Raw genomic sequence first — 13,234 nt, forward strand, 5'->3', positions numbered from 1 at the left:
ATTTATTGGGTCACCGGATTTGGCTTGTTTGGATCGAGGTTGTACTTGGCCACGGCCTGCTCAACCACTTTCACATCGATCTTGCCTTCTTCGGCCAGCGATTTCAGCGCGGCGACCGTGATGTAGTAGCGGTTCACCTCAAAGAACTCACGCAGCTTGGCGCGGCTGTCCGAACGGCCGAAACCATCGGTGCCCAGCACACGGTAGGTGCGGTCCTTCGGAATGAAGGCGCGGATCTGCTCAGCAAACGCACGCATGTAGTCGGTGGTTGCCACGATCGGACCCTGGGTATCCTTCAGCAGCTGAGCGACGTAAGGCACGCGCTGCGGCTGGGTAGGATTGACCAGATTCCAGCGCTCGGCGTCCTGACCATCGCGCGCCACCAGCGTCAGCGAAGGAGCGGACCACACGTCGGCGGCGATACCCCAATCGTTCAGCAGCAGTTCCTGAGCGAAGATCGACTCGCGCAGAATGGTGCCGGAACCGATCAGCTGCACGCGCTGCTTGGCTTTCTCGTCGCCCTTCTGCAGCAGGTACAGACCTTTCAGGATGCCCTCTTCCTGGCCTGGCTTGATGCCTGGGTGCGAGTAGTTTTCGTTCATGATGGTGATGTAGTAGAACACGTCTTCCTGTTCTTCCACCATGCGGCGCATACCGTCTTGAATAATCACTGCCAGCTCGTGACCGAAGGTCGGGTCGTACGGCATGCAGTTCGGCACAGCGGCGGCGAACAGATGGCTATGACCATCCTCGTGCTGCAGACCTTCGCCATTCAGCGTGGTACGGCCGGCGGTGCCGCCCATCAGGAAGCCACGGGCGCGCATGTCGGCGGCGGCCCATACCAGGTCACCGATACGCTGCATGCCGAACATCGAGTAGTAGGTGTAGAACGGCACCATCACGCGGTTGTTGGTCGAGTACGAGGTCGCTGCGGCGATCCACGAGCTCATACCACCGGCTTCGTTGATACCTTCTTGCAGGATCTGGCCAGCCTTGTCTTCGCGGTAGTACATCACCTGGTCTTTATCGACCGGCTCGTACAACTGACCTTGCTGGTTGAAGATACCAACCTGACGGAACAGACCTTCCATACCGAAGGTACGCGATTCGTCGACCAGCACCGGCACAATGCGCGGGCCAACGCTGGAGTCTTTCAGCAGCGTGGTCAGAATACGCACGTAAGCCTGGGTCGACGACACTTCACGGCCTTCGGCGGTGGCGTCCAGTACATTCTGGAAGGCCGACAGCGGCGGCACGGTCAGTTTTTCGTCGGCTTGCTGGCGACGGGCCGGCAGGTAGCCGCCCAGCGCGGCGCGGCGCTCGTGCAGGTACTTGATCTCAGGCGCGTCATCGGCTGGTTTGTAGAATGGGATATCGGCCAGCTTGTCGTCCGGAATCGGGATCGAATAGCGGTCGCGCATTTCGCGCACCGCTTCGTCGGTCAGCTTCTTGGTGTTGTGCGCGGTGTTGCGCGCTTCGCCGTGCTTGCCCATGCCGAAGCCCTTGATGGTTTTCACCAGCAGCACGGTCGGTTGGCCTTTGTGTTCCTGCGCCACTTTGAAGGCGGCGTAGATCTTGTGCGGATCGTGACCGCCACGGGTCAGACGCCAGATGTCGTCGTCGGTCATGTTGGCAACCATCTCCAGCAGCTTTGGATGCTTGCCGAAGAAGTGCTTGCGCACGTAGGCGCCATCTTTCGCTTTGTAGTTCTGGTATTCGCCGTCGACGGTTTCCATCATCACTTTGCGCAGGATGCCTTCTTTATCCTTCTGCAGCAGCGCGTCCCAGCCTGGGCCCCAGATGACTTTGACCACGTTCCAGCCGGCACCACGGAATTCGCCTTCCAGTTCCTGAATGATCTTGCCGTTGCCGCGCACCGGACCGTCCAGACGCTGCAGGTTGCAGTTGACCACGATGACCAGGTTGTCCAGCTTCTCGCGCGCGGCCATGCCGATCGCGCCCAGCGATTCCGGCTCGTCCATCTCGCCGTCGCCGCAGAATGCCCAGACTTTACGGTCGGTGGTGTCCGCGATCGAGCGGGCGTGCAGGTACTTCAGGAAGCGCGCCTGATAGATCGCCATCAGCGGGCCCAGGCCCATCGACACGGTCGGGAACTGCCAGAAGTTCGGCATCAGTTTCGGGTGCGGGTACGACGACAGGCCGCCACCATCGACTTCGCGACGGAAGTGCAGCAGTTGGTCTTCGCTCAGACGGCCTTCCAGGAACGCGCGGGCGTAGACGCCTGGCGACGAGTGGCCCTGGATGTACAGCAGGTCGCCGCCGTGGTTTTCGCTTGGCGCTTTCCAGAAGTGGTTGAAGCCGATGCCCAGCATGTTGGCCAGCGAGGCGAACGAGGACAGGTGACCACCCAGATCGCCGTCAACGCGGTTGGCCTTGACCACCATCGCCATCGCGTTCCAGCGCATCCACGAGCGCAGTTTCTCTTCGTATTCCAAATTCCCTGGGCAGTGTTGTTCCTGCTCCAGCGGAATGGTGTTGACGTATGCGGTATTGGCGGAGAACGGAATATCGGAACCGCTCTGACGGGCCAAATCAATCAGTTTTTCCAGCAGGTAATGGGCACGGTCAGGACCCTCGGTTTCCAGCACGGCGGCCAGGGAATCCAGCCATTCTTTGGTTTCTTGCGAGTCAGGGTCGGTGTTTGCCGTTACCTGGTCCAGTTGAGCTGACATGTAAAAAGTCTCCTGCTGAGTTGAGATGCCCGAATGATGCGGTTTCCGGGGCGGGGATTTCGCTGATTATTTACTAATACTTTCACGACGTGTGGGGATTCTATCAGTGATTTTTGGCTTTTTCAAATTACGGGACGACATTTTATATTGTGAAATTTCCCTATGAAAAACTTGTGCAGCGCAGCATCGGCAGGTGGCGGAAAACGAGGCGGGATCAGGGCTGCGGCCTTATAATCCTGTTTTCCCTCTACCACCCTGTGTAAATCATGTCTGCTCAACTGATCGACGGCGTTGCCCTCTCCAAAAAACTGCGTGCCGAAATTGCTGCACGTGCTGCGAAACTCACCGCGGAGGGCAAACAGCCCGGTCTGGCGGTCATCATCGTCGGCGACGATCCGGCCAGCCACGTTTACGTGCGCAACAAGGTCAAGGCCTGCGAAGACGCCGGCTTCTATTCGCTGAAGGAAGAATACCCGGCCGACCTGGCCGAAGCCGCGCTGCTGGAGCGCATCGCCGCGCTGAACGCCGATCCGAAAATCCACGGCATTCTGGTTCAGATGCCGCTGCCCAAGCACATCAATGCACACAAGGTGATCGAGGCGATTTCGGTCAAGAAGGACGTCGACGGCTACGCGGTGCTGAGCGCCGGCGAGCTGATGACCGGCCTGGACGGTTTCCGTCCTTGCACCCCGTACGGGTGCATGAAGCTGATCGAGAGCACCGGCGTCGACCTGCGCGGCAAGCACGCGGTGGTGATCGGCCGTTCCAACACGGTTGGCAAGCCGATGGCGCTGCTGCTCTTGCAAGCCAACGCCACCGTCACCATCTGCCATAGCGCGACCCCGGACATCGGCGTATACACCCGCCAGGCGGACGTGGTCGTGGCCGCAACCGGCCGCCGCAACACCCTGACTGCTGATATGGTGAAGCCGGGCGCGATCGTGATCGACGTCGGCATCAACCGCAATGATGAAGGCAAGCTGTGTGGCGACGTCGATTTCGACGGCATCAAGGAAGTGGCATCGCACATCACCCCGGTACCGGGTGGCGTGGGTCCGATGACCATCACCATGCTGCTGATGAACACGGTGGAAGCGGCCGAACGAGTGTAATCCGTCGCACCGGCGAAAGCCGGTGCCTATGCTGAGCCAGCGTTCTATGGGTCCCGGCTTTCGCCGGGACGACGCTGTAACAATGGAACTGAATATGACTGCTACCAATCCCCTGCTCGACTTCAGCGGCCTGCCGCGTTTTGACGCCATTCAACCGCAGCACGTGACGCCGGCCATCGACGAGCTGATGGCGCAAAGCCGCGCCGTGGTGGAACAACTGCAAGCGCCAGCGGACACGGTCAGCTGGGACAGCTTCGTGACGCCGCTGGAAAACGCCACCGAACTGCTGGGCCGCGCCTGGGGCATCGTCAGTCATCTGAACAACGTGGTGGACACGCCCGAACTGCGCGCCGTCTACAACGAAAACCAACCCAAGATCACCGAGTTCTGGACCGAGCTGGGCCAGAACGAAGCACTGTTCGCCAAATACAAAGCACTGCACGCCTCGGCTGAATTCGCTACCTTGTCGCCGGCCCGCAAGCGCATCATCGAGAACGCCATTCGCGACTTCCGCATGGGCGGCGCCGAGCTGCCGGAAGATAAAAAGGAACGCTTCGCCGCGATCCAGGAAGAGCACGCGATGACCTCCACGCGCTTCTCCGAAAACGTGCTGGACGCCACCAACGACTACAAGCTGCTGGTGACCGAGCAAGCCGACCTGGCCGGCCTGCCGGACGACGTGCAGGCCGCCGCCCGCGCCGCCGCCGAGAAAGATGGCAAACAGGGCTGGCAATTCTCGCTGCACTTCCCGTCCTACTACCCGATCCTGCAATTCGCCCACAAGCGCGAGCTGCGCGAGACCATCTACCGCGCCAACGCCACCAAGGCGTCCGAGCAGGGCGAAGTGTTCAGCAAAAAAGAGGACTGGGACAACACCCAGAACATCGTCACCCTGCTCAAGCTGCGCGAGGAAGAAGCGCATCTGCTGGGCTACAAAAATTTCGCTGAAGTGTCGCTGGTGCCGAAGATGGCCAAGTCGCCGGACGAAGTGATCAGCTTCCTCGAAGACCTGGCCAAGCGCGCCCGCCCGTTCGCGGAAAAAGACCTGGCCGAACTGCGCGCCTACGCCAAGGACGAGCTCGGCATCGACGAGCTGAAAGCCTGGGACATCCCTTACGCTTCCGAGAAACTGCAGGAGGCGCGCTACGCCTTCTCGGCGCAGGAAGTGAAACAGTACTTCCCCGAACACAAGGTGGTCGACGGCCTGTTCCGCCAGATCCAGAACCTGTTCAACGTCGAGATCAAACCAGACGATGCGCCGGTGTGGCACAAGGATGTGCGCTTCTTCCGCATCGAACGCGACGGCAAGCTGATCGGCCAGTTCTACCTGGACCTGTACGCGCGCGCCGGCAAGAGCGGCGGCGCCTGGATGGACGACGCGCGCGGCCGCCGCGCCGATGCCACCAATGTCCAAACGCCAGTCGCCTACCTGACCTGCAACTTCACCGAGCCGGCGGTGGAAGACGGCGTCGCCAAGCCATCGCTGTTCACCCACGATGAAGTGATCACGCTGTTCCACGAATTCGGCCACGGCCTGCACCACATGCTGACCCAGGTCGATGAGCTGGGCGTGTCCGGCATTTCCGGTGTCGAGTGGGATGCGGTCGAGCTGCCATCGCAGTTCATGGAAAACTTCTGCTGGGAATGGGAAGTGCTGGAGCACATGACCTCGCACGCCAGCACCGGCGCGCCGCTGCCGCGTGCGCTGTATGACAAGATGCTGGCCGCGAAGAATTTCCAGTCCGGCTTGCAGACGCTGCGCCAGGTGGAATTCTCGCTGCTCGACATGCACTTGCACTACGACTACGACGCCAGCACCGGCAAGAGCGTGCAGCAAGTCATCGACGAAGTGCGCGCCAAGTTTTCGCTGGTGATCCCGCCCGCCTTCAACCGCTTCCAGAATTCGTTCAGCCACATCTTTGCCGGCGGTTACGCGGCCGGCTACTACAGCTACAAGTGGGCCGAGGTATTGTCGGCCGACGCCTACGCTGCGTTTGAAGAAGCACAGAAGCTGGGCCCGGCCGCCGTGTCGGAAACCGGCAAGCGTTACCTGCAAGAGATCCTGTCGGTCGGCGGTTCGCGTCCGGCACTGGAATCGTTCACCGCCTTCCGTGGCCGCGAGCCTAGCATTGACGCCCTGCTGCGCCACAGCGGCATGGCCGCCTGACCTCCCTCCCCACCCGCAAGCCGCTCGGTAGCAACATCGATGCCAGCGGCTTGCGGCGTTTTCGCATACACTGGATTTACCATGACACGCATCGACTTCCACACCAATGTACCGGACAAACTCGCCTATGCCTGCCGCCTCGTGCGCAAGGCCTGGGCAGGTAACAACCGTGTGGTGCTGATGACCGACGATGCGGCCCAACTGGCAGAACTTAACGCGGCGATGTGGACATTTTCCGCCACCGATTTCCTGCCGCACGTAATGGCGGACGATGCGCTGGCGGCGCACACGCCGATCCTGTTGACGGACAACGATGAGGCGGAATTACCACACACGCACAAAGAATTATTGGTCAATTTGTCGCGCCGCACGCCACGCAATGTGACGCAGTTTGCGCGCATGATCGAAGTGATTTCCTCGGAAGAGGAAGATGCGGCCGCCGGCCGCAAGCGTTATGTCGCATACAAGCAGCAAGACTATCCACTTACCCACTTTGTCGCAGGAAAATCATGAGCCAAGCATCGTTTGACGCAAGTATCCCTGTACTGACGGAAGTCCTGAAAGCGGAGCCGCTAAGCGACGAGAGTAGTGCGCCACCTGCTCTCCCCGCAGCCTCGGCCGCGGACCAGCTGGAAGCCGCCGCCATCGACGGCTGGACCGATGCCGAATGGGCGGTGATGGAACACCGGCTGTCGGTCCGCATCATGCATCAGCTGCAATCGCGTGTGGATTTTGTGCTGGAACAGCGCGTGAAAGATTGCATGGCCGAAGTGCTCAGCCATGCGCTGCACGACCTGACCAACGAGATCCGCATCGGCCTGCATGACACCATCGAGAAAATCGTCGCACGCGCGGTGTCACAGGAACTGACCCATCTGCAAGCGCAGAAAAAGTAAGCCCCCGCCATCACGATCCGCGCATTTATAGTGCGCGGATCGCACTCCCCTAAAGCACGTTTGCATCAAATCAGGGAAACGCTCCGAAAAAGTACAAAACCACCGGTTTGCTGCTTTGCGCAGTGAATATTTTGTTGTACCTTGTGGCCTTGCATACAACTACTGGAGATTTGCACATGCAGTTCAAATTCATTCCTCTGGCCATCGCCCTGGCGTTCGCAGGCAGCGCCGGTGCGCAAGAAGTGATCAAGATCGGCCACGTGGCGCCAGTCTCCGGTCCCTCGGCCCACCTTGGCAAGGACAATGAAAACGGCGCCAAAATGGCGGTCGAGGAATTGAACGCCAAGGGCATCAAGATCGACGGCAAACCGGTCAAGTTCGTGCTGCAACTGGAAGACGACGGCGGCGATCCGAAACAGGGCACTGCGGTGGCGCAGAAGCTGGTCGACGCCAAGGTCAACGGCGTGATCGGCCACCTGAACTCCGGCACCTCCATCCCCGCCTCCAAGATTTACTACGACGCCGGCATTCCGCAAATCTCGCCGGCCACCACCCAGACCAAGTACACCGCGCAAGGCTTCAAATCGACCTTCCGCGTGGTCGCCAATGACGCCAAGCTGGGCGGCACGCTGGGCGGCTATGCCGTCACCAAGACCGGCGCCAAGAAGATCGCCGTGATTGACGACCGCACCGCCTATGGCCAGGGCGTGGCGGAAGAGTTCGTCAAGGGCGCGAAGAAAGCCTTCCCTGGCGTGCAGATCGTCGCCAAGGAATTCACCAACGACAAGGCCACCGACTTCAACGCCATCCTCACCAGCATCAAAGCCAAGAATCCCGACCTGGTATTCTTCGGCGGCATGGACTCGGTGGGCGGCCCGCTGCTGCGCCAGATGAAGGCGCTGGGCATCAATGCGAAGTTCATGGGCGGCGATGGCGTCTGCACCGAATCGCTGCCGAAGCTGGCCGGCGCCGCTGCAGTCACCGGCACCGTGACCTGCGCCGAAGCGGGCGGTGTCACCGGCGAACAGCAGAAGGGCATGGATGACTTCCAGGCGCGCTACCAGAAGAAATACAACGACAGCGTGAAGCTGTACGCGCCGTATGTCTACGACGCGGTGATGACCATGGCGGCCGCCATGCAGGAAGCCAACTCGTCGCAGCCGGCCAAGTACCTGCCGGTGCTGCAGAAGATCAAGTACCAGGGCGTGACCGGTCTGATTTCGTTTGACGCCAAGGGCGACATCAAGGACGGCTCCATCACCCTGTTCAACTACGACAACGGCAAGAAGACCAAGTTCGAAGTCATCAAGTAATAATGCAAAACGCGCCCTAAGGCGCGTTTTTTTTGCGGCGTCAGGCGCAGGTCATTTCTGCGACAGCACCCATTTCACCAGGGTCTTGGCTTCCGCTTCGTTCACTTGCGGATTGGCTGGCATCGGGATCGCGCCCCAGGTGCCCGAGCCGCCCTTCATCACTTTGGTGACCAGCTTGGCTTCAGCGTCTTTCTGGCCGGCGTATTTGGCGGCAACGTCTTTGTAGGCAGGGCCAACGACTTTGTTGGCAACCGCGTGGCAAGCCATGCAGTTTTTCGCCTTGGCCAGATCCAGGCCAGCATCCGCCAGCGCGGCTTGCGACGCCAGGGCCGATGCCAGGACTACCCCAACCATCATCAAATTGCGTTTCATGTTGTGTTCTCCAGGTTAGTGCGACTTAATTCCGCAGGCCATTCTACCGCGTTTTGCCTTGATGCATTTAACGCGCAAGTCAAGTAAGGGTTGACTAAAGGTTGACCAAAGGGGGGAATATTTCTTCGGATGAAAGCAAGGTAAGATAGAGGCAAAGGAGAACATCATGCCACTGATCCTGTTGATCGTTGCTTTGGTTGTGTTGCGCTATTTTGAAGTGTGGAAGTTTGCCCAGCTGTCGTGGTGGGCGATCGGCGCCATCATGGTGCTGGCGTTTTTGTGGTTCGAATTCCTCGAACCGATGCTGGGCTTCGACAAGCGGCGCGCCCATAACGAAGATGAGAAGCGCCGCAAGGAGCGGGTCAAGAAGACCTTCGACAAAAAATAATGTCGCCCCCGCGTGCGCGGGGACGACAGTCGGGTTAGCGCTTCAGCTGCGACAGATCGCGCACCGCGCCGCGATCCGCCGAGGTGGTCAACGCCGCGTAGGCTTGCAGCGCCTGCGAAACGTAACGGTCACGATTCACCGGCTGCCATGCATCGGCGCCCTTGGCTTCCATCGCCGCACGACGCGCCGCCAGCTCGGCATCGCTGATGCGCAGGCCAATGGTGCGGTTAGGGATGTCGATATCGATCATGTCGCCCTCTTCCACCAGGCCGATGGCGCCACCTTCCGCCGCTTCCGGCGAAGCGTGGCCGATCACCAGGCCCGAGGAACCACCCGAGAAGCGGCCGTCGGTGAACAGCGCGCACGCCTTGCCCAGACCTTTGGATTTGATGTACGAGGTTGGATACAGCATCTCCTGCATGCCAGGGCCGCCTTTCGGGCCTTCGTAGCGGATGATGACCACATCGCCCTCGTGCACGGTGTCGCCCAGAATGGCTTCCACCGCCGCGTCCTGCGATTCAAACACGCGCGCCTTGCCGCTGAACTTCAGAATGCTTTCGTCCACACCAGCGGTCTTGACGATGCAACCCTTTTCGGCCAGGTTACCGTACAACACAGCCAGACCACCATCCTGCGAATAAGCGTGGGCCTTGTCGCGGATGCAGCCGGTGGCGCGGTCGGTGTCCAGCGTGGCGAAACGCTCCGATTGCGAGAACGCCACCTGGGTCGGCACGCCGCCCGGCGCGGCGCGGAACAGTTCACGCACTGCCGAGTCGTCGGTACGCACGATGTCGTTGCGCTCGATGGCGTCGGCCAGCGTTGGCGCGTGAATGGTTGGACGCGAAGTGTCCAGCAAACCGGCGCGCGCCAGCTCGCCCAGAATCGCGATAATGCCGCCAGCGCGGTGCACGTCTTCGATGTGGAACTTGTCGGTCATTGGCGCTACTTTGCACAGGCACGGCACGTTGCGCGAGATGCGGTCGATGTCGGCCATGGTGAAGTCCACGCCGGCTTCGTGCGCGGCCGCCAGCAAGTGCAGCACGGTGTTGGTCGAACCGCCCATCGACACGTCCAGCGCCATCGCGTTTTCCCAAGTCGCCTTGGTGGCGATGGAGCGCGGCAGAATGGTGTAGTCGTCCTGTTCGTAGTGGCGCTTGGCCAGATCGACGATCAGACGGCCGGCGCGCAGGAACAGTTGTTCGCGGTCGGAGTGGGTGGCGACGATGGTGCCGTTACCCGGCAGCGACAGGCCCAGCGCCTCGGTCAGGCAGTTCATCGAATTGGCGGTGAACATGCCCGAGCACGAACCGCAGGTTGGGCAGGCGGAGCGCTCGATCTCGGCCACGTCGGCGTCGCTGACGGTGGTGTCGCCGGCCTTGATCATGGCGTCCACCAGATCCAGCTTGATGATCTTCTGGCCGCCGTTGACTACCTTGACTACTTTACCGGCTTCCATCGGGCCGCCCGAGACGAATACCACTGGAATGTTGAGGCGCATCGCGGCCATCAGCATGCCCGGCGTGATCTTGTCGCAGTTGGAGATGCAGACCATGGCGTCGGCGCAGTGCGCGTTAACCATGTACTCGACCGAGTCGGCGATCAGGTCGCGCGACGGCAGCGAGTACAGCATGCCGCCGTGGCCCATGGCGATACCGTCATCGACCGCGATGGTGTTGAATTCTTTGGCCACGCCGCCCGCTTTTTCAATCTCGCGCGCCACCAGCTGGCCCAGGTCTTTCAGGTGCACGTGGCCCGGCACGAACTGGGTGAAGGAGTTGACCACGGCGACGATCGGTTTATCGAAATCGCCATCTTTCATGCCGGTTGCGCGCCACAGGGCACGTGCGCCGGCCATGTTGCGGCCATGAGTGGTGGTACGGGAACGGTATTGCGGCATGATGTTTCTCCTGGTGTTGCTCGACTGCTAAGGCGAGCTTAAATATGCTGGCTTAGCATAAGAGTTTGCGGCCACCCTGCCGTCATGTCAAATATATGATTCCCGCCGCTGTGAGTCGTATAAAATATCACATCAACACAATTCAATAGTAAACCATATGGAACTGAGACAGCTGCGCTACTTCGTCACCGTGGCCGAAGAACTCCACTTCGGCAAGGCCGCGCTGCGCCTGCACATGACGCAACCGCCGCTGTCGCAGACCATCCAGGCGCTGGAAGAGGAACTGGGCGCCGCCCTGTTCGAACGCAATCGCCGTGGCGTGCTACTGACACCAGCCGGCGGCGCGCTGCTGCCGGAAGCGCGCCGCCTGCTGGCGCAAGCGCAAGAACTGCCGCAGCTGGTGCAGCGCGCCGCCGCCGGCGAGGTTGGCCGGCTGACGCTGGCCTTCGTCTCCTCGGCCGATTACAGCGTGCTGCCGCCGTTCCTGCGCGCCTACCGCGCCGCGTATCCGCAGGTGCAGATCACGCTGCAGGAAGCCACCTCCGACCTGCAGCTGGACGACCTGCTGCACAACCGTATCGACGCCGGCCTGCTGATCCCACCGCTGCCCGACAAGGCCAAACAGGATCTCGACTACCTGCCAGTGCTGAACGAACCGCTGGTGCTGGCGCTGCCCTCCGGCCTGCCGGCATTGAAGAAGAAAGGCAAGCTGGCATTGGCCTCCTTGCCCGCGCTACCGCTGATCATCTTCCCGCGCGCGATCTCGCCGGCGCTGCACGACGCCATCCTGTCGGTGTTCCGCGAAGCCGGCATCACGCCGGAAATCGGCCAGGAAGCGATCCAGATGCAAACCATCGTCAGCCTGGTCTCGGCCGGCATCGGCATGGCGCTGGTGCCGCAGTCGGTCTCCAACCTGATGCGGACCGGGGTAGAATACCGGGCGCTGGCCGACGCCACACCGCTGGTGGAAACCGGCCTGGCCTGGCGACGCGATAACAACTCGCCAGTGCTGCACGGCTTTTTGGAACTCCTACGAAAGAACACAGTATGCTGATACACCCGATGCCCGATCCGATCGCCCTGCAGCTGGGCCCAGTCGCCATCCATTGGTATGGCTTGATGTACGTGCTGGCCTTCGCCATGTTCATCGCGCTGGGCCGGGTGCGCATCAAGCAGCCGCACATCGCCGCGCAGCTGTGGAAGAAAGAGGATCTGGACGACATGCTCTTTTACGGCATGATGGGCGTGATCATCGGCGGCCGCATGGGCGAAGTGCTGTTCTACGAGCCGGTCAAATACTTCTCCGACCCGATCGAAATCTTCAAGGTCTGGCATGGCGGCATGTCCTACCACGGCGGCTTCCTCGGCGTGCTGATCGCCATGTCACTGTGGGCGCGCAAGGCCGGCCGCAATCTGCTGGACGTCTACGATTTCATCGCGCCGCTGGTACCGCTGGGGTATGCCGCCGGCCGCCTCGGTAACTTCATCAACGCCGAACTGCCGGGCCGCGTGGTCAGCGACCAATCGCTGCCCTGGGCCATGCTGTGGCCGGACACGCGCTTCCCGCTGCATCCCGACCCAGTATTCCTGCAAGGGCTGCGCCATCCATCGCCGCTCTACCAGATGCTGATCGATGGCCTGCTGGTGTTTATCATCGTCTGGCTGTTCGCGCGCAAAGAACGTCCGCGCCTGGCAGTCGGCGCGCTGTACACCCTGCTGTATGGCTGCGCGCGCTTCTTCACCGAATACTTCCGCACCCCGGACTGGGAGCGCGTCATCGCCGGCGTGCCTATCACCTCCGGCCAGGTGCTGTCACTGCCGATGGTCGTCGCCGCGATCGCGATGCTGGTGTGGGCGTACAAAGTACGCCAGCACGGCCGCCCGCCGATTACTTCAAAAGCTTGATGATGGTTTTCCATTGCGCCGGTGTGACCGGCGTGATGGACAGGCGACTGCCCTTCTGCAGCACCACCATGTCTTCCAGCGCTGGAATCGTGCGCAGCTCCGCCAGCGACAGCAAACGGGTTTTCTGTGTGCCCTGCACGTCGATCGAGATCCAGCGCGGCTGCTCCTGCGTCGCCTTGGCATCGTAGTATTTGCTCTTGCTGTCGAACTGCGACGCGTCCGGATAAGGAGTGCTCACTATCTCCGCCAGCCCTGCAATACCGGGCTCCGGGCAGCTGGAGTGATAGAACAGCACCCCATCCCCCACCTGCATCTGATCGCGCATGAAATTACGCGCCTGGTAGTTACGCACGCCGAACCACGCGGTGGTCTGGCGCGGCGACGCCATCACATCGTCGATGCTCACTTCATCCGGCTCGGATTTCATCAACCAGTATTGCATATGTAACCTCCAGACGAAAAAAAGCGGCTGCGCATTCACATGCTTGCAA

The 13,234-nt window shown here is 60.9% G+C and carries 12 protein-coding genes; 8 read left to right on the plus strand and 4 right to left on the minus strand.

Annotated elements, in window-relative coordinates:
* Positions 1–2 precede the first annotated feature (2 nt).
* The gene (aceE, locus tag GJ699_RS19760; protein ID WP_154379423.1) at positions 3–2,693 is read right to left on the minus strand and encodes a pyruvate dehydrogenase (acetyl-transferring), homodimeric type; all 2,691 of its coding nucleotides are present in this window, start codon (positions 2,691–2,693) and stop codon (positions 3–5) included.
* A gap of 266 nt (positions 2,694–2,959) precedes the next feature.
* On the opposite strand from aceE, the gene folD reads away from it, so the two are divergent.
* The 5 genes from folD to GJ699_RS19785 all read left to right on the plus strand — a co-directional run bounded on the left by folD (position 2,960) and on the right by GJ699_RS19785 (position 8,181).
* The gene (gene folD, locus GJ699_RS19765; RefSeq protein ID WP_154379425.1) at positions 2,960–3,805 is read left to right on the plus strand and encodes a bifunctional methylenetetrahydrofolate dehydrogenase/methenyltetrahydrofolate cyclohydrolase FolD; all 846 of its coding nucleotides are present in this window, start codon (positions 2,960–2,962) and stop codon (positions 3,803–3,805) included.
* Between the two features lie 94 nt (positions 3,806–3,899).
* Positions 3,900–5,972: a M3 family metallopeptidase gene (locus GJ699_RS19770; protein ID WP_154379427.1), complete on the plus strand. Its 2,073-nt coding sequence runs from the start codon at positions 3,900–3,902 to the stop codon at positions 5,970–5,972.
* Positions 5,973–6,053: 81 nt separating this feature from the next.
* Positions 6,054–6,485 carry a DNA polymerase III subunit chi gene (locus tag GJ699_RS19775; RefSeq protein WP_154379429.1) on the plus strand — a complete coding sequence of 144 codons (432 nt, stop codon included), beginning with the start codon at positions 6,054–6,056 and terminating at the stop codon, positions 6,483–6,485.
* A complete protein-coding gene (locus GJ699_RS19780) occupies positions 6,482–6,868 on the plus strand; it encodes a DUF2486 family protein (protein WP_154379431.1) in 387 nt (128 codons plus the stop codon). The genes GJ699_RS19775 and GJ699_RS19780 overlap by 4 nt, the downstream gene beginning before the upstream one ends.
* A 176-nt stretch (positions 6,869–7,044) precedes the next feature.
* The gene (locus tag GJ699_RS19785) at positions 7,045–8,181 is read left to right on the plus strand and encodes a branched-chain amino acid ABC transporter substrate-binding protein (protein ID WP_154379433.1); all 1,137 of its coding nucleotides are present in this window, start codon (positions 7,045–7,047) and stop codon (positions 8,179–8,181) included.
* Between the two features lie 51 nt (positions 8,182–8,232).
* On the opposite strand, the gene GJ699_RS19790 is transcribed toward GJ699_RS19785, so the two are convergent.
* On the minus strand, positions 8,233–8,553 hold the full coding sequence (locus GJ699_RS19790; RefSeq protein WP_154379435.1) for a c-type cytochrome: 321 nt from the start codon (positions 8,551–8,553) through the stop codon (positions 8,233–8,235).
* Positions 8,554–8,719: 166 nt separating this feature from the next.
* Between GJ699_RS19790 and GJ699_RS19795 the strand changes: the two genes are divergently transcribed.
* Entirely contained in the window at positions 8,720–8,941 is a 222-nt protein-coding gene (locus GJ699_RS19795) for a TIGR04438 family Trp-rich protein (RefSeq protein WP_154379437.1), read from the plus strand.
* Positions 8,942–8,975: 34 nt separating this feature from the next.
* Here the strand turns inward: GJ699_RS19795 and ilvD are convergent, their stop codons facing one another.
* Positions 8,976–10,838 carry a dihydroxy-acid dehydratase gene (gene ilvD / locus GJ699_RS19800; RefSeq protein WP_154379439.1) on the minus strand — a complete coding sequence of 621 codons (1,863 nt, stop codon included), beginning with the start codon at positions 10,836–10,838 and terminating at the stop codon, positions 8,976–8,978.
* A 157-nt stretch (positions 10,839–10,995) separates the two neighbouring features.
* Between ilvD and GJ699_RS19805 the strand changes: the two genes are divergently transcribed.
* Positions 10,996–11,892 (plus strand): LysR family transcriptional regulator, encoded by an 897-nt coding sequence (locus GJ699_RS19805; RefSeq protein WP_154379441.1) that lies wholly within the window; start codon positions 10,996–10,998, stop codon positions 11,890–11,892.
* Positions 11,886–12,743 (plus strand): prolipoprotein diacylglyceryl transferase, encoded by an 858-nt coding sequence (lgt, locus tag GJ699_RS19810; protein WP_154379443.1) that lies wholly within the window; start codon positions 11,886–11,888, stop codon positions 12,741–12,743. The genes GJ699_RS19805 and lgt overlap by 7 nt, the downstream gene beginning before the upstream one ends.
* Here the strand turns inward: lgt and GJ699_RS19815 are convergent.
* Entirely contained in the window at positions 12,727–13,185 is a 459-nt protein-coding gene (locus GJ699_RS19815; RefSeq protein ID WP_154379445.1) for an EVE domain-containing protein, read from the minus strand. The two genes, lgt and GJ699_RS19815, sit on opposite strands and share 17 nt — an antisense overlap.
* Positions 13,186–13,234: the final 49 nt, after the last annotated feature.

Origin of the sequence: Duganella guangzhouensis (genome assembly GCF_009674535.1) — a bacterium.
GTDB classification, from domain to species: Bacteria; Pseudomonadota; Gammaproteobacteria; order Burkholderiales; family Burkholderiaceae_D; genus Rugamonas; species Rugamonas guangzhouensis.